The 19,239-nt window shown below is 59.8% G+C and carries 14 protein-coding genes, 1 tRNA gene and 1 CRISPR repeat array; of the genes, 5 read left to right on the top strand and 10 right to left on the bottom strand.

Annotated elements, in window-relative coordinates:
* The first annotated feature begins 33 nt into the window (after positions 1 to 33).
* Positions 34 to 342, top strand: a complete 309-nt coding sequence (locus tag VIN30_RS00530) for a hypothetical protein (protein WP_338208410.1) — start codon at positions 34 to 36, stop codon at positions 340 to 342.
* Here VIN30_RS00530 and VIN30_RS00525 read toward each other — a convergent pair.
* The 4 genes from VIN30_RS00525 to VIN30_RS00510 form a co-directional block, all read right to left on the bottom strand.
* Positions 339 to 824 (bottom strand): Rrf2 family transcriptional regulator, encoded by a 486-nt coding sequence (locus tag VIN30_RS00525; RefSeq protein ID WP_326425719.1) that lies wholly within the window; start codon positions 822 to 824, stop codon positions 339 to 341. The genes VIN30_RS00530 and VIN30_RS00525 overlap by 4 nt on opposite strands.
* Positions 825 to 1,322: 498 nt before the next feature.
* Complete coding sequence (locus tag VIN30_RS00520; RefSeq protein WP_420915309.1) at positions 1,323 to 2,603, bottom strand: NRAMP family divalent metal transporter; 1,281 nt, start codon at positions 2,601 to 2,603, stop codon at positions 1,323 to 1,325.
* A 75-nt stretch (positions 2,604 to 2,678) separates the two neighbouring features.
* Positions 2,679 to 4,046, bottom strand: a complete 1,368-nt coding sequence (locus tag VIN30_RS00515; protein ID WP_338208406.1) for a magnesium transporter — start codon at positions 4,044 to 4,046, stop codon at positions 2,679 to 2,681.
* A gap of 414 nt (positions 4,047 to 4,460) precedes the next feature.
* Positions 4,461 to 6,347, bottom strand: a complete 1,887-nt coding sequence (locus VIN30_RS00510) for an FAD-binding protein (protein ID WP_338208404.1) — start codon at positions 6,345 to 6,347, stop codon at positions 4,461 to 4,463.
* 216 nt (positions 6,348 to 6,563) lie between these two features.
* Between VIN30_RS00510 and VIN30_RS00505 the strand changes: the two genes are divergently transcribed.
* Complete coding sequence (locus VIN30_RS00505; RefSeq protein ID WP_338208402.1) at positions 6,564 to 8,150, top strand: helix-turn-helix transcriptional regulator; 1,587 nt, start codon at positions 6,564 to 6,566, stop codon at positions 8,148 to 8,150.
* A 96-nt stretch (positions 8,151 to 8,246) separates the two neighbouring features.
* Here VIN30_RS00505 and VIN30_RS00500 read toward each other — a convergent pair.
* Positions 8,247 to 8,323 (bottom strand) — tRNA-Arg (locus tag VIN30_RS00500).
* A 186-nt stretch (positions 8,324 to 8,509) separates the two neighbouring features.
* On the opposite strand from VIN30_RS00500, the gene VIN30_RS00495 reads away from it, so the two are divergent.
* Both VIN30_RS00495 and cas9 read left to right on the top strand, forming a co-directional pair.
* On the top strand, positions 8,510 to 9,937 hold the full coding sequence (locus VIN30_RS00495; RefSeq protein WP_338208401.1) for a citrate/2-methylcitrate synthase: 1,428 nt from the start codon (positions 8,510 to 8,512) through the stop codon (positions 9,935 to 9,937).
* 168 nt (positions 9,938 to 10,105) lie between these two features.
* Complete coding sequence (cas9, locus tag VIN30_RS00490; protein ID WP_338208399.1) at positions 10,106 to 13,075, top strand: type II CRISPR RNA-guided endonuclease Cas9; 2,970 nt, start codon at positions 10,106 to 10,108, stop codon at positions 13,073 to 13,075.
* On the opposite strand, the gene cas2 is transcribed toward cas9, so the two are convergent.
* From cas2 to VIN30_RS00470, 5 genes are all read right to left on the bottom strand, one after another.
* Positions 13,064 to 13,375: a CRISPR-associated endonuclease Cas2 gene (gene cas2, locus VIN30_RS11525; RefSeq protein ID WP_420915307.1), complete on the bottom strand. Its 312-nt coding sequence runs from the start codon at positions 13,373 to 13,375 to the stop codon at positions 13,064 to 13,066. The two genes, cas9 and cas2, sit on opposite strands and share 12 nt — an antisense overlap.
* 18 nt (positions 13,376 to 13,393) lie before the next feature.
* Complete coding sequence (gene cas1 / locus VIN30_RS00485; RefSeq protein ID WP_338208397.1) at positions 13,394 to 14,287, bottom strand: type II CRISPR-associated endonuclease Cas1; 894 nt, start codon at positions 14,285 to 14,287, stop codon at positions 13,394 to 13,396.
* A 275-nt stretch (positions 14,288 to 14,562) separates the two neighbouring features.
* Positions 14,563 to 15,918: a CRISPR direct-repeat array (repeat unit 36 nt; unit sequence ATTATACCAACTGGGGAAATGGTTGCCGGCGAAGAC).
* A gap of 278 nt (positions 15,919 to 16,196) precedes the next feature.
* Positions 16,197 to 16,412 carry a hypothetical protein gene (locus tag VIN30_RS00480; protein WP_338208395.1) on the bottom strand — a complete coding sequence of 72 codons (216 nt, stop codon included), beginning with the start codon at positions 16,410 to 16,412 and terminating at the stop codon, positions 16,197 to 16,199.
* Positions 16,413 to 17,397: 985 nt separating this feature from the next.
* The gene (locus tag VIN30_RS00475; RefSeq protein ID WP_338208393.1) at positions 17,398 to 17,589 is read right to left on the bottom strand and encodes a hypothetical protein; all 192 of its coding nucleotides are present in this window, start codon (positions 17,587 to 17,589) and stop codon (positions 17,398 to 17,400) included.
* A gap of 520 nt (positions 17,590 to 18,109) precedes the next feature.
* Positions 18,110 to 18,553 (bottom strand): DNA-binding protein, encoded by a 444-nt coding sequence (locus tag VIN30_RS00470; protein ID WP_338208391.1) that lies wholly within the window; start codon positions 18,551 to 18,553, stop codon positions 18,110 to 18,112.
* A 494-nt stretch (positions 18,554 to 19,047) separates the two neighbouring features.
* On the opposite strand from VIN30_RS00470, the gene VIN30_RS00465 reads away from it, so the two are divergent.
* The gene (locus VIN30_RS00465) at positions 19,048 to 19,236 is read left to right on the top strand and encodes a hypothetical protein (protein ID WP_338208389.1); all 189 of its coding nucleotides are present in this window, start codon (positions 19,048 to 19,050) and stop codon (positions 19,234 to 19,236) included.
* Positions 19,237 to 19,239 lie beyond the last annotated feature (3 nt).

Raw genomic sequence — 19,239 nt, 5'->3', positions numbered from 1 at the left:
AAGCCCGCCCCTACGATCGGGAAGGTTGATCTTGTGGAGGGCGGGCTGAAGCCCGCCCCTCCGATCGGGAAGGTTGATCTTGTGGAGGACGGGCTGAAGCCCGCCCCTCCGATCGGGAAGGTTGATCTTGTGGAGGACGGGCTGAAGCCCGCCCCTCCGATCGGGAAGGTTGATCTTGTGGAGGACGGGCTGAAGCCCGCCCCTCCGATCGGGAAGGTTGATCTTGTGGAGGACGGGCTGAAGCCCGCCCCTACGCTGTTCTTGTGGAGCGAAGCAGAAAGGCCCCGATCGTCGGGGCCTTTCTGGTGGAGTGGGCGGAACTGCGTTTGCCGGGGCGCTTAGGCGGCAGCGGCGGCCTCGGCCAGCAGGCGCTGGCTTTCGGCGATCAGGCGACCGGCCAGGAATTCCTTGCCCATCTTCTCGTCGCGCGAGCAGTCGAGCAACATGGCCAGGGTGATGCTGTCGAAGTAGGCGTCGTAGCCATCTAGAACCAGGTCGTAGGCCTTTTTGATACCCTGGACCATGGGCGCGCCGGCCCGGTCCTTGCGCCGCGCGCGGGTGGTGTCCTTGGCGTCGTCGTCAAGGGCGTTCACCACTTGCAGCAGCGTGATGTCGGAGGGACTCTTTGCCAGCCGGTATCCACCGTGCTTGCCCGGGCGCGCCTCGATGATGCCGGCGTTGCGCAGAAGCTGGGCCAGCTGAATCAGATAGTCGCGGGGAATCGACATGTCCTGAGCGATATCTTTCGATGAGCAGGTTTGCTCCTGCGCGGCCAGGTACAGAACGGCGCGCAGTCCATAATCTGTTGATGCTTTCAGTTGCACTGCAGCCTCCTATCTTGCCAACACCTGCGGGTTGCAGCGTGCGCCGCACTGACGGCCGCATCCGACGTACCGCCGGTGCGCGTCACCCTTCAGGTGTGCCGGAGGCGGTCTGTTTTGCCATCCGACACTTGCAGTGTAACGACGGGCGAAGTCCTAATACAAGGGTTGTACCAAACGATGAGCGGGCCGATTCGTATACGTTGCCGCGGCGTTGAATTCGGCACCTGAAATGGCGGTACGGTGCTGGTGGGGAAGAGGTGGCGGCTTCCCCGCCAGCGATCGCGTCTCTGTTGCGGGCGGCCTGAAGGCCGCCCCTACGAAGCGGTTCCCACGTGAACGTGCGACTCCTGAACGTGCGGCTCGCCCTCGTAGGGGCGGGCTTCAGCCCGCCCGCGGTGCCAGGCCGCCCACGGCGCCGGGCAGGGGCGATCAACTCCGTGGACATGTCGGGCATGCTGCTGCTTCAGCCCGCCCGCGGCATTCGCGGAGTGCGACCCTTTAGGCCAGGCCCAGCACCTGCATCACCAGCAACACCGCCGTCAGCGCCGCCACCATGCCCACGGTGGCCCACAGCAGTACCTTCGAAATGCGCCCCGAGCGATGGTCGCCCATGATGCGCTTGTCGGCCGAGATGATGGCCATGAACGCCAGTAGGATGGGCAGAATCACGCCGTTCACGAACTGGGCCGTGAGCATCATGCCCAGCAGGTTCACATCGGGCAGCAGCACCACGATGGCCGAGAACGCGATGACGAACGTGAAGATGGACTTGAACGTGGGTGCCTCGCGCCACTTGAACGACACGCCCGCTTCCCAGCCGAAAGCCTCGCAGATGACGAAGGCCGTGGTCAGCGGCAGCACGCAGGCTGCCAGAAACGACGCGGCGATGAGCCCCACGGCGAACAGCGCCTCGGCATAGGGGCCCGCGAAGGGCGCGAGCGCCGTAGCAGCGTCGGCCGCCGAGTCGATGGTGATGCCGGCGGGGAACAGCACCGCCCCGGTGGTGACGATGATGAACCAGGCCACAACGCAGGCGGCGATGGTGCCCGACACGGCATCCACTCGCTGGGAGAACAGATCCTTGGTGGTGAGGCCCTTCTCCACCACGTTGCTCTGGGTAAAGAACATCATCCAAGGCGCGATGGTGGTGCCGATCATGGCGATGACCAGCGAGATGAAGCTCACGTCGCCCACGAAGGTGGGCACCACGGTGTCGTGGGCGGCCTCGGCCCAGTTCGGTTGGGCCAGAAACGCCGCCACCACGTAGGTGAGGAACACGAACGACAGGGCCAGAAACACGTTTTGCACGCGCTTGTAGGAGCCGCCCACCACCAAAAGCCACACGGCCAGGGCAGCTACAGGCACCGAGATGTACTTCGACACCCCGAACATCTCCATGCCGCTGGCGATGCCCGCGAACTCCGAGAACGTGGTGGCCACATTACCCACCAGCAGTGCCAGCATGGCGAAGGCCGCCAACCGGATGCCGAATCGCTCGCGAATGAGGGCGGCGAAGCCCTTGCCCGTAACGGCGCCCATGCGACCGGCGGTGGTTTCCACGATAATCAGCAGCACGCACATAATAGGGATGACCCACAAGGTGCCGAAGCCGAAGTTCGCGCCGGCGGTAGAATAGGTGGAAATGCCGCCGGCGTCGTTGCCAGCCATGGCGGTGATGATGCCCGGCCCCATGGCCGCCAGCACCAGCAGCAGCTTGTTCGGTCCCTTCGAGGCCGCAGGCCCTACCTGGTCCCCGGCGGGGATCCCGGTATCGGCCAGCTCCGAGGCGGCCCGGGCGCGGTCGCGCTCGTCGGCGGTGAGGGAGGTTTTCTTCGCGTTCACAGGATCACCGGCCTAGTAGTGCAAGCCGCCGATGTGCAGTGAACCGGCCAGCTGCAGCAGGATGAGCGAGTACAGAAACAGGCCCAGCAGCGACGCCACCACGATGCCCGCCACCGACAGTACGCTCATGCGGGTTTTGTCGCCCGCTACGTCGTCCTCGATGGCGTCCCAGGCGTCGTCGGTGGTCACGATGCCCAGCAGGGTGCCGTGCTCGTCCACCACGGGCATGGCGGGAATGTCGTATTTGAAGATGTCGGCGGCCACGTCCTCCTCTTCCTCGGAAGGCAGGCAGCTGATGATGTCATCGTACATGATGTCGCCCATGAGGCGGTCGGCGTTGAACAGCACTAGCGTGCGCAGGGAGTTCACGCCCAGAAGCTTGCCGTACTCGTCGGTGACGTACACGTAGTGCACGGTGGGGTGGTCCTCGGGCAGGGCGCGCAGCACCTCGATGGTGTCACCCACGGTGGCCGTTCTCGGCACGGCCACAAACTGGGTGGTCATCATGCCGCCGGCGGTGCCGTCCTTGTAGCCCAGAAGACGGCGAATCTCGGCAGCATCCTCTACGCCCATGAGGCGCAAAAGTGTCTCGGCCTTCTCGTAGGGAAGGTCGCGCACGATGTCGGCCGCGTCATCCGGGTCCATGTTGCCGATGAGCTCGGCGGCCCGCGCATCGTCCAAATCGTCGATGAACTCGGCCTGGTACTCGTCTTCCATCTCGGAGATAGCCTCGGTGGCCCGCGCGTCGTCCAAGTGCTCGAACACGCTGGCGCGCTGCTGGGGGTCCAGCTGCTCCAAGATGTCGGCCACGTCGGCAGGGTGCAGCTCGTCTAGGCGACGGTGGGTCACCGACAGTTGCACCTCGGACAGGTCGCGGTCCAGAAGGTCCATGTAGTTCCAAGCGATCAGCTGCTCGTCCACTTTCTTGTGGAACAGCTTCGCCACATTCACCACGGCTTTCTCGAGCAGGGGGTGCAGCCCGCGCAGGATGCCGCGCACGCCCACCTCGGCGCCGAGCAGGCGCAGTTGCGTGCCCGATTGCGACAGCTTCAGGTCGTTCACGCGCACGACCTTGAGCCCCTGGGTGTCCACGATCTGACGGTCCATCAGGTCGCGGGCCAGCAGCACCTCGTCGGGCTGCAAGTAGCTGAAGCGGATGTCGTGGGCGTCCACCGACAGCGTGATGCCGTCGTCGTCGAAGGTGTCCACGTACTTGCGCCACGAGATCATGAAGGGCACGCGCCCGGGGCCCTGGAAGGCCAGGCTCGTGATGCGCGGGAAAACCTCGCCGGTGGAAATGGCCAGGTCGGATATGGTGCCGAGGCGCTCGCCGGTGGCATCCACCACCGGTTCCCCGATCATTTGGGACAGGTAGAGCATGAATGTTCCTCCGTGGTTGGGGGCGCGCGTATCCGGAGGTTGGGGCCGGGCGGGAACCCAGCAGGTCGAGGATGCTAATCCCCGTGGTCAACCTGCGCATACGAGCGCACAGCAGTCGTTTCTCCCGACCGCTGCCACAAAGGAAGAGGCCGGAAGCTTACATACTGTGAGGTTTCGATTTTCGAACCTTCACGGTGTTCCTTTCCTAAAGCCAGTACACGAGTTCGCCGACGTTGCTCAAGCGAACGTTCCTATTATAGTCGAAGCGACCGGGGGTTGCGGAGGAATTCGCAGATCGGGGATATTCCCCTGAAAAGGGGCGAGGGGAGCTGCATGACGCAACTCCCCTCGTTGGGAGGGTATGCACTGGCAACGGGGGAGGGAACCGTGCCGGCGCGAAAGTGGATGCGGGGGCTAACGCACCTCTTGGCCCGTGGCCACCTTGCCGGCGACGCGGCCGTGAGTGATGGCCATGCCGATGGAATTGCCCGCGATGGGGGTCACATACCCGGTGCCGTAGCGGCCGCCGAGGCAGTTGCCCGCCGCCCAGAGGCCCGGGATCTTCTTGCCGTCGCCGTCGAGCACCTGCAGATGGCTGTCGGTGATCAAGCCGGTGAGGCACACAAGTCCAATGCCCTTCCAGCGCTCGTTCTCGAAGAACGCGCCAATGTAGGGCGGCTCGTCGATGGGCGACATGAACTTGTCGTCCTTGTCGAAGTCGGCATCGTGACCCTGATAGCAGAGCTCGTTGTAGCGCTCGACCGATGCCGTGGCCTCCTTGATCGCCTCGTCCGAAAAGCCCATGAAGCCCAGCAGTTCCTCGATGGTGTCGGCCTTATAGACGATATGTGGCGCGCGCTCGCATTCCACGCTGTCGCGACAGCGGGCTCCGTTGGGGTCGCCCACCGGCACGTTGTCGACATCTTCCTTCATCTCCAGCACGTAGTCGGGGCGTCCCGCATTGGGAGATCCCAGCTCGATGCCGCCGCGCTTCAGCACGTCGAACCACTTGCTGTCCGAGATGGTGCAGGTCGGGCCCACGGGCTGTCGAATGCCAGTGGCCCACGCATTGGAGACGGCCGCCTCGTTCATGAAGCGCTTGCCTTCGCTGTTCAGCCACAGATAGGGAACGGTGCCCCAGGGCGCGCCGGTCCAGTAGTAGGTCATGACGGGGCGCGGCAGCGGCTCGATTTGGGCACCCAGCCAGCAGGCCATCTTGTGTCCTTCGCCCTCGCAGAAACTTTCGGGGCGCAGATCCTCCGGGCTTTTGCCCGCGCGAGCGGCCAGTTCGGAATGCTCGGCCAGCAGAGCCCAGGCCATGTTCACATCGGCGCCGAAGTCGCCGGTGCACAGGATAACGCCGGTGGCTGCGTTGTAGCGGGTGTAGGTGCCGTCGGCGTTTTCCGCATACACGCCCACCACGGCTCCGGAGTCGTCGGTGATGAGGCAGCGGGCGCGCTGCTCGTAGTGCCATTCGGCGCCCAGGTCCTGCCCCTTCAGGATGGAGAACTGCTGGATCTCGTCCCAACGGGAGTAGTCGTTTTCCCCGATGCCCGACTCATCGCCGAACATGTGGCTGATCTCGCCCACGGCGGAGGCTGTGGAGGCCCACGTCTTGAAGCCGCCCTGGCTGACGGGGTACTCCACCGGGCCGTCCAGCGCACCGGCGGCCTGGGGCACGTACATGGCGCTGGGGTCGATGGGGCTGATCTCCTGGCTCGAGCGGTTCACGGGCTTGATGCGCTCGTCGGGCCACGAGACCAGGCTGATCATGTGATCGAAGGTCTCGCCCGAGTTGTAGACGTAGCGCTTGACGATCTCGGCGTTGTTGCGGCCGCCGCAGCGCAGCATGAACTCGTTCACGATCGCGCCCTCGTCATAGGGGCCGAACCCCTGGTTGATCAGCCACTGCGAGTTCACGTGACCCACGTCGCGACCCTTGACGCGGCGGAATTCCTCGGCCGAAGACTCCAGCACATGAACCTTCGCGCCGCCTTCGGCTGCGGCCAGGGCGGCCTGAATGCCGGAGTTGCCGCCGCCGCATACGATGATGTCGCCATCAAAAGTTGCGGTAACCTCGTCGTCGCTGATTTCGGGAGGCGTTCCCAGCCAATCGATGCCTGTCTGGTAGTGGTCGTTCGGGTTGCCCGCGCCGCTGTTCGCCAGCGCGCTGTCGCCTGCCTTGTCCGACGAGCCCGCGGCGGGCGCGCAGCCTGGCAGCACCGACAATCCGGCCGTGGCGGCCAAGCCGGCCCCCAGCACGGCGCTGCCCTTCAGCAGATCTCTTCTTGAAACGTTCATCCCGCTCCTTTCGATCCTTTCTCCTGCGCCGGCCTTCTCCGGCGCGACGTGACGTCCATAGTGATGGTTCTGCTCAGTTTCGCCATCGGCTCGACGGCACGAAACGGCTCGTGTCCGTAACATGATTTCCCCGCTACCGAGGGGTGAAAAGACGGTATGAGAGCCGTGTTACAATGATGCGTCGCGAGATTCGGATGAGGGCACGGGGAGGTGCGCATGAGGGCGACATGGTTCAAGAAGGAGCATGCTCTCCTGATGCTGGCCTTCGTCTCGATCATCTGCGTGGGCATGGATATCGTGCCCGATCCTTCCCTTATGGATGCGGCGAGCGCCCGCTACGAGGCCCTGCTGGGGTCGTACACGCAATCGGGCGTGGTGTTCGCGCTTGCGTGGGCGGTGGTCGCGCTGCTGCCCCGGTGGGCCGCGCGGTGCACCGAGGGCCGCGCTGTGTGGGTGGCCGCGGTGCTGCTTGCAGCGGTCACGGGATTCTCCATGGCGGTGAACGTGGGCCAGCTGTCGGCAGGATCGCCGTGGGTGGTTTTGGCCGCCGACGCCCTGTCGGGAATGTGCGCGGGGCTGCTGGCGCTGGGGGTGGGGCTGGAGCTGTGCAAGCTGGAGTCTCGCGCCATTGTGACGATTGTGGGCGCGGGGGTTCCCGTGGCCATGTTCGTCTACTGCTTCATGATCGCGTTTCCCGTTCCGCTGTTCGTGGCCGCCACGGTGGCCATCCCGCTGGTTGCAGCAGCTGCCCTGGTTGCCTGCCGTCGGGAAGGGCGGAAGCGTCCCGGCCGCGTTGGGGGTGCGGGATGCGAAGAGCCCGCGCGAGGCGAGAGTGCTCCATCGTCTGCCGAGGGGCTTTCGCAGCGCGCGGTTGTCGGCGTGGTGCTTGGCATGGTTGCCGTGGGGTTCGTTTGCGAGGGCGCGCAATCGCTGCAGGGGTTCGGGACGGGAGATTTGCCGGGATCCAACGGCTTTCTGCTGCTGAAAGAGTTCGGCGCCTTGGGCACCGCCCTGGCCGCCGCCCTGCTGCTGGCCCCTTTCATTTGGCTCACCCAGCGTCGCAAGGGGGCGGCATTCTACGGGGTGCTGTTCTCGCTGCTGTTCGTTGACGCGGTGGGGCTTCTGGTGCCGGCGCTGTTCGGTGCCAGTGATGCAGGTCAGATTGCCTTCGGCGTCGCCGGCACCGCGACGTGGGGGTGCTCGGCCATCCTGCTGTGGCTGACGGCCATTTTGCTTGCGTGCTCCCCGATGCGGGCGAACATCAGGATGTTCGCCACGGTGCGCCTGGCGTCGTGCCTCGGTCAGATTCTCGGCCAGTTGGCCGCGGGCGCATTGGGAAACGCGGGTGAGCTGCCGGTTGAGGTGGCGGTGGGGTGCGCTATGGGAGCCGTGCTGATTCTGGTGGCTACCATCCTGTTCCTGCTTCCCGAACGGAATTTCGAGCTGCTTCTGCGCAGCCGGACGGAACGGGGGCCGCGCATTGCGGTGTCGGCCAATGGGCGGCTGGAAGACGTGGCGGCGTCGCCGGCTGCAGTCGCGGAGGCGGAGCCGGCTTCCCAGCGCGAGGACGATTTCCGCCAGACATGCCAAGATCTGGCGCAGCGTTGCGGCCTTTCCGAACGCGAGTTGCAGGTGATGATGCTTCTGGCCCAGGGCCGCAACAGCGCCTACATTCAGAAGCAGCTGTTTGTTTCCGCGAGCACGGTTTCGTCGCATCGTCAGCATGTGTACCAGAAGCTGGACATCCATTCCCAGCAAGAGCTGATCGACCTGGTGGAGGCTTCTCGCGTTCAGGACAGGTAGCGGCTGCTGATCGCTTTTGCAGGCGCGAGGCCGAGGGCGGTCGTTCAGAACGTGGGTACAAAAAAAGCCGCCTGTGGCGACTTCGATCATTTAAAGTGGTGCGCCGTGAGGGATTCGAACCCCCGACGTACTGATTCGTAGTCAGTCCCTCTATCCAGCTGAGGTAACGGCGCACTTCAAAACAGCAACGACTATTAAACCATCACCGTCGGGGCTTGTCAACGACAATTTTCAACTTTTTTGGGAGCGCGCCGCTCGCCGTGCGGGTGGCGATGCGCGCGAGTCGTCCTAGGCGGGGGAGGCTCGGCACGCTAAAATAGTCCGATACCCGCGTAAGCCGCGTTGCGAGAGGATGCGCCATGGCCATGGAAATCGACGAAGCTGTCATCCGTGTGGACAACCACGCCGATATCGACGGCGCCGAGCCTATTGAGATCAGCGAAGAGGAAGCGCGCCGCGTGCGCCTCTACGACAACTTCTACCAGGTGAATGCCATCGATCCGGAGCACTACCGCACCCACGATGTGAAGCGCGGCCTGCGCAATGCCGACGGCACGGGCGTGCTGGCGGGCATGACGAACGTGTCCAACGTGCACGGCTACGTGGTGTCCGACGGCGAGAAGATGCCCGCCGAGGGCTCGCTGCGCCTGCGCGGCTACGACATCTACGACCTGCTGGGCGACCTGGACCCGTCGCGCCGCTTCGCCTTCGAGGAGGTTGCCTACCTGCTGCTCATGGGCGAGTTGCCTACGCAGGAGCGTCTCGACCGCTTCGTGGAGGTGATCGATTCCCAGCGCGAGCTGCCCGACGGTTTCACGGCCAGCACCCTTATGGTGGATACCTCGCCCGATCTCATGAACATGATGGCCCGCTCCATCCTGCGCCTGTACGCCGCCGACGAGTGCGCCGAGGATCGCTCGCCCGGCCACGAGATTCACACGGCACTGTCGCTCATCAGCCGTCTGCCGCGTATCATGGTGCTGGCCTACTACGCCAAGCGCGCGGCGTTCCACCACGACTCCATGATCATGCACCGCTTCGTGCCGGGGCAGTCCACGGCTGAGACCATCCTCTCCATGCTGCGTCCCGATCGCGCGTTCACGCCGGAGGAGGCGCGCATGCTGGACATCATGCTGTGCCTGCACGCCGAGCACGGCGGCGGCAACAACTCCACCTTCACCACGCGCGTGCTGTCGTCGTCCGACACCGACCCCTATTCCACCTACGCGGCGGCCTTCGGGTCGCTCAAGGGCCATCGCCACGGCGGTGCCAACCACCAGGTGCGCGCCATGCAAGCGGAAATCAAGCAGAACGTGAAGAATTGGGAAGACGATGACGAGGTGGCCGCCTACCTGGCGAAGATCGTGAACAAGCAGGCTTACGACGGCACGGGGCTCGTGTACGGCATGGGGCACGCGGTGTACACGCTTTCCGACCCGCGCGCCATCATCGGCAAGCGCTTCGCCGAGCAGCTGGCCGCCGGCACCGAATACGAGGCCGAGCTGAACCTGCTGAAGTCCATCGAGCGTCTGACGCCGGAGGTGTTCGCCCGCGAGAAGGGCTCCACCAAGGAGCTGTGCGCGAATGTGGACATGTACTCGGGCTTCATCTACTCCATGATGGGCATTCCCGAGGACTTGTTCACGCCGCTGTTCGCCTGCGCTCGCATGGCCGGCTGGGCTGCGCACCGCTTCGAGGAAATCGCCGCCGGCAAGCGCATCATCCGCCCCGCCTACAAGAACACCGTCCGCGGCACCAAGCCCTACGTCCCGATCGAGAGGCGGTAGGGGAGCGAAAAGCGCAGGTTCCAAGGCTTGCTTCTGGACTTTGCCTTGATGAAAGAGCCCGAGCGGCGATCGGCTGCTCGGGCTCTTCTTTGCAGGTTTTGCGATAGAATGCTCGCGTCATGACTGTCTTCGCCTGAAAGCACTTTTCTGGTAAAAAGGAGAACTTCTATGTTGAATAAGCCTTACTACATCCTTGGCCTTGATCCAGGTATTGCTAGTTGCGGATTTGCCTTGATTGATACTGCTAATCGCAAAATCTTGGAAATGGGCTCCCATCTTTTTGATGCGCCACAAGAAGACAAAACGAAAGTAAGCCTTGCCGTGGGGCGTCGAAGCGCTCGTAGCGCACGTAGAAATAACGCGCGAACCAAAAATCGTCAGAAGCACTGCCTGAAGCTCTTGAAAGCGCAAGGCCTTGTACCCGAAGAAGCGGGAAAAGAATGGCTGCAGTCAAAGAAAGGCGATAGCCCAGTCATCGAGGTGCGAGTGGCGGGACTCGATAGGGTTTTGACTGATAGAGAGTTCTCTCAGGTGCTTTATTCCCTGTCTGGTCGTAGGGGCTACTTTCCGAACGGAGAGGGTGATGGAAAAGATGCCAACGACGATTCGGGCAAAGTTTTAAGCGCTCTTGCTCAAAACGATAGAGAGCTAAAAGAGTCCGGCTGTAGGACGATCGGCGAGTTCCTGCTTCAGAAAGGTAGGAGTAGGAATAAGGCGGGAGCTTATGAGCACTGCGTCCGCAATACTCAGCTTATCGATGAGGTGCATAAGATCTTCGCGGCGCAGCGTAGCAAAGGTAATCTCAAAGCTTCGGAAGAGTTTGAAACCGCTTATATTGACAATATCACCTGGCGCGCCATCAATACCGACTACGATGATCTCGTTTATAGCCGTGTTGGAGCTTGTTCCTATTTCAAAGACGAGAAGCGCGCAGCAAGAGCAGACTTGTCGTTCGAGTTGTGCCGAGCATACGAGAAGCTAGGGCATATCGTCATGGTCGATTCTGAGGGAAATGAGTTGTCCCTTACGAGCGACCAAGTCAACGGCTATATTCTTAAATTGTTTTCGACGAAGCCCAAGTCGGTGAAATACTCGACAATCAGAAAAGACCTTGATCTCAGCGCGACCATATTTTTCAAGGGGATTGAGAAGGACCAAGAGAACAAAACTAATGTGGCAGAAGCTAAGGCATGGAGCTTGCTTGCGAAAAGGCTTCCCGAAGAACTTCTTCAGAGAATGCTTGACGATCGCGACTTTGCCGATGATGTTCTTGAAGCCATTACGTTTGCCAGTTCAAAAGAAAGTCTCGAAAACCAGCTGGCCAGTGTGTGCCTTGACGAAGAAGAGCTGGAGGCTGTGTTGGGCCTCCCCTATGCCAGCAAATTGTTCAAAGGCTATGGAACGAGGAGCCGCAAGGCGTTGGGCATTCTGCTGGATGCGTTCGTTGAAGAGGACGTTCACACGTTGGTAGACGCTGAGAGGGAGACGGGACTGCTGGATCTGCGCTTAGATAAAGAGCGAAATGAGCGTACGGCGTTTCTCCCCCCGTATGAAGCCTATGATCCTACGTGCTCAAACCCTGTCGTGCTTCGTGCCATGGGGCGCATGCGCCGCGTCATCAATTCCATTATCAAAATATATGGTGTTCCCCATGAGATACATATTGAAGTAGGACGCGAGCTCAAGCAGTCAAAGCACGAAAAGGATCTTGTAAGCAAGCGGAATCGGCAGAATCAGCAGAACAACAAAATCTGGGCAGAGGAGATCGCTGGCATACGCGGGTGCGAAGTGGAGGATGTGACAGGAAAAGACTTGCTGAAATATGCGCTTCGCGAACAGCAGAATCAGAAAGATGCCTATACGGGGGATCCTATTGATTTGGTGCGCATGATCCTCGAAGATCGCTATTGCGAGATTGACCACATTCTTCCATATTCGAGAACATGCGAAGATAGCAGAGACAATAAAGTGCTTGTGCTGGGGTCGACAAACCAGAACAAGCGGGAGAGAACTCCCTATGAATGGATGACTCAAGACGTTGGTCGGGGTGCGCCTTCATGGGAGGAATTCAAAGCAGGGGTCTTGGCGAATGGCAATTATCGGCGGCGCAAGAGAGAGCACCTGCTGAATATGCTGTTGGACTCAGAGGCTGAGGGTAAGTTTCTGGCCCGTAATCTCAATGATACACGCTATATGTCAATTGCCATTAAAGAGTATTTGGAGAATACGCTCTTGTTTCCCGAAGAGGGACCCAAAACCCGTGTTCTTGCGGTGGCCGGAGGGGCGACAAGTGCCCTTCGCTACAGTTGGGGCTTGAATTTTGGCACAGATTCAGCCAAAGACAGGACAGACGATCGGCACCACGCCGTCGATGCGTGCGTTATTGCTGCTTGCTCGGCAAGCGTGGTTAAAAAAGTTGCCCAGGCGCGTTCTTTGGGAAAAGAGGCCTTTAAACGAGCGCGTGAAAGCCGACTTGCGGACACTCAGCCATGGGAAACGTTTGCTGAGGAGGTCGTCGAGCAACGCGAGAAGGTTGTGCCAACGCGTTTGGTAAACCACGGCGTGACAGGGAGAGCCTTCGAAGAGACGAATTACCGATTCGATGGGTTTACGGACGATAAGAAAAAACTTGCTTTGCTGTACGGAAACGGCAAATTGGTTAAGAAGGGGAATGTTTATTTAGGCAAGGAGGGCAACGCCCATATCGTTGACGGAATGGCGTTCTTGCGGCTTTGGCTTGACCCTGACGCAAACAAGGGCAAGGGGAAATGGTACGCTGATCCTGTGTATTATGCTGATATTCCAGCACTTCGAAATGGGTCATACATTCCGAAGGCGATAAAAGCTCATGTTGCGCGTGTGAATTGCGAGCCGGTTCCCCCTGAAGCCCAGGCGCTCTCGCCCCTTGTTTTGTTCCGGGGCGATGTTGTCGAGATGAATGGTGCACGAGCACGGTTTATGGGGGTTAATATCGCTAGTGTCAGCCTTGAATTCGAGGCTATTTCGCCTAATGGTTCCGCTGAGGGTATTCCGACTTTCGGGAAATGGAGCAAAGAAACCAAAATTCGGGTAGTGCAAGAAGATTGCCTGGGGCATTGTCATAAGGCTTGGCTGCAAGAGATCCAGTCAGAAGACTAGCGTCATTTGCGATCCGATGTCCGCAGGATTCTTGTGAGATGCTTTGCTCACAAGAATCCTGCGGCTCTCATATTGTTTTTCGGTGAGCTCGAGAACGAATACAGAACCCGCGATAGGCAGGTTGGCATTGAGTCTCTCTAGGTGAGTATTGAGGCTTTCGCGAGAGAGGAGAACACGCGAATAGATGCTGAACTGCTCCATCTGATACCCGTCGTCTACGAGAAATTTGCGGAACGCTGAATACGACTTGCGTTCCTCCTTATTGCCCGTGGGTAAATCGAACATTACTAGCAATCGCATCGGTCTCATCCCCTGCCCCTACTCGTGACTCGCGATCGAAAATGGTATGACTTCAGGAAGTTTAAGTAGCGATGCATCGCCATTGACGACAGCTACTTTCAGGGAGTTTAGTTCAAGTTCGATCGCATGTTGTACAGACACTTTTTTATTGTCCACCTTGACGAGCGTTTCGAAGATCGATGCAAGTTGCGCCTTAACGGTTGGAGTTAGGTCACCAATGAGCTGTTTCTCGCAAATGAGCAGATCAATTACAGGGCGAAAAGGCTCAATAAGATCATCGACAAGATTGAAAGCGTTGAGGCTGCTTTCATGGTGGATGCCGCGAGAAACAAGCCATCCATGGGCTACGGCCTCTCTTCCAATTCCGGCTCTCAGCACCGCATAACCATAATCGAGGGGCGCGGAGTAAGGACCCTCGCGGCGGTTTCCGCATTCGATAAGACTTTTGAAGTACAGTGACGCTGCAACGCTTTCCCGATTGGTTTTATCGCCCGATTGCACGGCGTGCGCATATTGCTCGAGAAGCGAGTTCTCGATTCTTTGCAGCTCTAGGACTTTTGCCTGGTTTTTGATTTTGCGAATAACGATTTGCTGCCAGAGTCTTTTCTTGAGGGGGAGGCTCATGGCCAACTGTTGCTCGACGATGGCGGCATGGCGCGAATGAGCGCCTAAAGGCAGCAGGAGGCCATTCGGCAAATGGTCGGCTCCGCACGTCATTGTGCCGATTCCAGCATTAGAAAGACGAGAAAGAGCCGCTGAGGTAATGCTAACCTGTGGCGTTTCTAAAATAAGAACCCAGATGTCCTCAAGAGGGATTTCGGCAGTTTTGTCGCCAGCTTGTTTTATGCAGAGTGAACCGTGTTGAACTGAGAGCTTCGATGGGGATTGAATGCAAATAGTGCGTCGTGCCACAACGTGCCTCCGATCTACCAGGGCAAATGTGATATACTTAACGCTGTCTACAGCAGTATACCAACTGGGGAGTTAGTTGCCGGCGTAGATAAGGGGATCACTTTTGTGATTACCCGCAAGGTTAGCCCGTCAGTTTTCTGGCGGGCGATCCTTTTTCTAGGATTCGTTTTTTGAAAAAGCAGGAAATTCGTCGTGCAAACAAAGGGAACCAAGGTGCTTTGTGCGCGTCAAATCAGAATGACCTCCCTGTTCAGGAGGCCATTCTGATCTTCGCTATTATACCAACTGGGGAAATGGTTGCCGGCGAAGACTACTGAACGATCTCTCTGCCGTCTGCATTGATTATACCAACTGGGGAAATGGTTGCCGGCGAAGACCGAAGGGCCTACGTTGTCGATGAGTACTACATTATACCAACTGGGGAAATGGTTGCCGGCGAAGACTACTCGTACATCAGATTGCGGTTGCGGATAATTATACCAACTGGGGAAATGGTTGCCGGCGAAGACTGGTCGGACGGGTTCGACAAGGTGAACGCCATTATACCAACTGGGGAAATGGTTGCCGGCGAAGACCCTGTTCCATCTGGTACAGCAGGTCTTTCAATTATACCAACTGGGGAAATGGTTGCCGGCGAAGACCGTACGGATTCGACCATGCGATCCGAGGTAATTATACCAACTGGGGAAATGGTTGCCGGCGAAGACTGCATACGGTGCAGATGGTCTCCCGCTTCAATTATACCAACTGGGGAAATGGTTGCCGGCGAAGACCTTCGAAATTCCCGCCAAGCAGGTGAATGAATTATACCAACTGGGGAAATGGTTGCCGGCGAAGACCTGCGGCTGTTGATCTCGCCCACCGCCATAATTATACCAACTGGGGAAATGGTTGCCGGCGAAGACGGCGGGTGACCAGGCCGCTGGCGGCGCGAGATTATACCAACTGGGGAAATGGTTGCCGGCGAAGACTATGCGGCGCTGAAGGTCGCTTTCGCCTGGATTATACCAACTGGGGAAATGGTTGCCGGCGAAGACACCTGGAAGCTGGTCAAGCGCTTCACTGCGATTATACCAACTGGGGAAATGGTTGCCGGCGAAGACAAGCGGAGCCTCGCAGTCGGCGTAGCCGTCATTATACCAACTGGGGAAATGGTTGCCGGCGAAGACTTTTCAGCATGGCAAAGCCTACGTTGTCGAATTATACCAACTGGGGAAATGGTTGCCGGCGAAGACTACGGCGTTTCGCTCGAAAACCCCAAGGTGATTATACCAACTGGGGAAATGGTTGCCGGCGAAGACATAGACGCTGGCAGCTTCAACGGCTTGCGGATTATACCAACTGGGGAAATGGTTGCCGGCGAAGACTTGTTCTGCCGATCATTGCGTATATCTCCTATTATACCAACTGGGGAAATGGTTGCCGGCGAAGACGAAAGGAGCGCCCGTGTACCAGCCTACCTTATTATACCAACTGGGGAAATGGTTGCCGGCGAAGACCTTCTCACGTTGCTTATCCTCTTGTTGCCGATTATACCAACTGGGGAAATGGTTGCCGGCGAAGACTTAGCGGGGATGGAAACCGCCGATACGTCGATTATGCCAACTAGGGAAATGGCTGCCGACGAAGGCCGGCGGCACATTTCCTTCTCTTTGATTAGTATTATGCCTGGCAATCAAACTAGAGGTTTGAGAATACACTCGGCTTGTTCCGGTTAAGCTGTCTTTCCCCGCAGATTCGCATCTCCGGTGGCTTTCGGCTCGGGTTGTAGCTTGGTTCGAATAAAGGCCCCGTACCCAAAAGTCCCGAGCGAATCGGGGCTTTGGCGTTCTCCTACGGAGGCGGTAGGATTTGAACCCACGGCGCCTTTCGGCACGACAGTTTTCAGGTGATCCGCATTAGCGAGGTTTCACCGTCTCACAGCGTTTTGCTTGTGGCGGAAATGTGCAAGATGACGAATTGCCTGGAAAATGTCGTCGTCCTCGATCAAGTTCGTGAGGTCGTCGGCGAGCATCACCGGGCCGCGTTTCGACGCTCGCAGGTAGTGCCTCTCATCCGTCTCTCCGCCGGCATAGCCTACCGCCTTTCTGACGAGATCGCTCGGGCTGCCCGCCTCGCCGTGCATGGTCCTCCAGCTTCCCGCAGCTTGCCAGGGTTGACATGCTTGCACTTCTCGATGACGGCGTATGTCCTACCCCGGTGCTCTATAGCCCTTACGCTCTCGGCGGGCAGGGCGCGAGGGCCAGCGGTGGGGGGCTCAGAGGCAAGATGAGGGACGGCCGCAGCCGAGGGGAACCCCTATAAGCCCCCCTTCCCCTCGAACGGTTGTGCGGGGCGATGACGAGGGCCGAGAGCGGCACCTCGTCGGAGGGAACGGCGCGCAGCGACCAGCCGCAGGCGGCGAGCATGGCGGGAATGCGAATGAAGAGCGTTGGGACCTGGCGAGCGCGTCGGCGCGAAGACCCAGGCCTGGAAACCAGACCGCCCCGAGCGCGGGGCGGCTGGCGGGGGCGCTCAAGCGTGAACGTCCCCCGCCAGCCGAAGGGCTGGGCCGCCCCGGGCGAGAAGCTACTTAGGGACGAAAAGGCTAGGGATGGCCTGGCTAGGCGAAGTGCTCCGTGGGGCGTACCTGCTGGCCCGCGTCGCCGGATGGGCTGAACGGTCCTGAAAGCGAGACGGGCACGCCAAAGGCGCACCCGCTAAACCAGTGGCGCCGCGAATGTTAGCAGCAGGAGCGGCACCACATCCCCGCCATCATACCACGATCAGGCCCGACGAAAGGAGTTGGTTTTGGAGCAGTGACATTCTGGCTGGTGGTCAAACTGCTGGTCTCTACGCCGCCGGGAGCGGCACTGCCTCTGCAGATTCGTACTCTGCTTCGACGGACGTAGGCTCGTCGCTCCTGACGAAATACGGAACCGAGCATATTCCGCTGACTTCTCCCGTCGCCTTGTTGATGACCATGGGCGAGTATCCAGGCAGAGGCTTGCCGGGTTCGCCGCGCACTGCGACGAACCAGTGGGAGTCGCCAACCAGGAGGCGCGACGCTTTGAAGGACTTGCCCCTGGGACTCCGCGATAGACACGGCTTTTATGGCGTCAATCATCTGATCAATCCTTCCTGCTGGTGCGGCAGTTGTCTATGAGAGCCGACGGCTTCAGGTTGTCTATTCGCGAAACCAGTGTAGCAACGGGAACTTCGCCTTGGAAGTACCGGCCCGCGTCGATCTGTCCGTTCTGCGGGTCGGAGAACACGACATTGTTGCCGACATTCTCGAAGCCCGGGGCCGCGGCCTTGACCATCTTGAGCAGCTCCTCGTTCGTCGTCTTCGTGGCTAACTCCTTCATCGGGTGTATACTTGTCGCAAACCAAGGGACGCGGTACCGATCCGCGCCCCGCGGGGCATCAAGCCCGCCGAGGCCTAACGATCTTCCGGCGGCCTTTTTCGCGCCCTAACAGACGCGGCGACGCGCCTAACGGCCTCCCATATGGCGGCGGACAGGATGCCCGCGAGCACTGATAGAAGCGTCTCTATCATCGGTATCACCCCCTTTCGCTAGCTTCGGAGGTGCGTACTCGCCAGCCGCCCCGAGCTCGGGGCGGCTGGCGGCCTTCGGTATCTGACGGCGGCCTATTCCGCCGCGGACGGTTAGGCGGGCCGGACATGTTACGGCTGGTCTTGTATCTCCCGCGGGCTCCTCACTCAGTGTTTTATCGCCATGGACCTATTGCCGTTGCCATGACGTCCGCGTTGCCTCCGTCGCTCTCTTTTGTTTTCAAGGTACCCTCCTGGTTTTGGATCAGTGGCATTCTGGCCGGCACTCAAACGGCTGCGGCCTTCCGGGGCCGCCCTGGCTTTGGGGCCTCCTCCTTGCGGGCCTCCACGCTGCCGCGGGTGAGCCATGTTCGGCCGTCCAGCTCGAACGACTCCAGCAGGCCCGCTTTCACCATCTGCGATACGCGTCCGGGCGTCACGCCCAGCTCGCGCGCCGCTGCTGCAGCCGTCATCCGCGGTACTGTCTTCTTGCTGGCGTCCACGGCGACGATGATCGTTCGGCCGCCGTGGCGCGATTCGTTGCCGAACGTGGCCTCGAGGAAGGGGAGGCCCCGCATGACTCGGTGTTCCATCTCGGTCTTCAGCCAGTCGGCGGCCATCTCGCAGGCCTCTCGGAAGTCTGCGCCCTGGGTGCCTCCCTTCATGTTGAAGGGCGGGGCGAGCAGGACGTCCTCGTCCTCGAAAACATCGAACTCGTACACGTGAAGCATTTTCGCTCCCTTCCGGTGGTGGGGCTGGCTTGGTTCAGCATTTAGCTACCGATGAACAGGCTGAGCTGGCGCATATTTTCTCCCAAAGCTTTCTTCCGGCTTCTTACTTGACCTTCTCGGTCTGTAGCCTGGCCAATTCAGCAGACGGGTCTTTCGAGAAACTATCGACGGACCCCTTCCGGCATTTCTACTGCGAGATTTCGCTCCACGCTTCGACGCATCGTGGTAGCCTGTAAACATCGACCGAGAGGAGGCAATCATGAGAAATGACAGCGCTGGCTCCATCATAGTTACGCTTCTGCTTTTGCCGTTTGTCGTCGTGGGCGCATTTATTTCGGCGTTGTTCGGCCTTGCGGGCAAGACGAAATAGCTAGAGAAGGGCTTGCAGATCGTCACGCAATCGCGCTAGACGGGCGGCGCGGTTCTGCGCTGTTAGCGCTCTGCTATCGCAGCAAGGACACATTGTTTGCAATGGCCAGCATAAGGAGGCCATTATGGAGATGACGACGGAACAGGAGTACCACGTTAAGCAAGTTGCCGCGACCATGGCATTGTCTGACATGCCCCTGACGCGTGAGGCTCATCAGAACCTCGTCGATGTTGCTACGGGCGCGAAAACCTCCGAAGAGGTTATTGCCGAGATCAAGGCGAAGTACGGCGAAGCCGACGGCGATGCGATGTGAAAC

The sequence above is a fragment of the Adlercreutzia wanghongyangiae genome, from assembly GCF_035989245.1.
Classification (GTDB): Bacteria; Actinomycetota; Coriobacteriia; order Coriobacteriales; family Eggerthellaceae; genus Adlercreutzia; species Adlercreutzia wanghongyangiae.
Note: the sequence above shows the minus strand (reverse complement) of the source record. Positions and strands in the feature narration are given on the sequence as shown.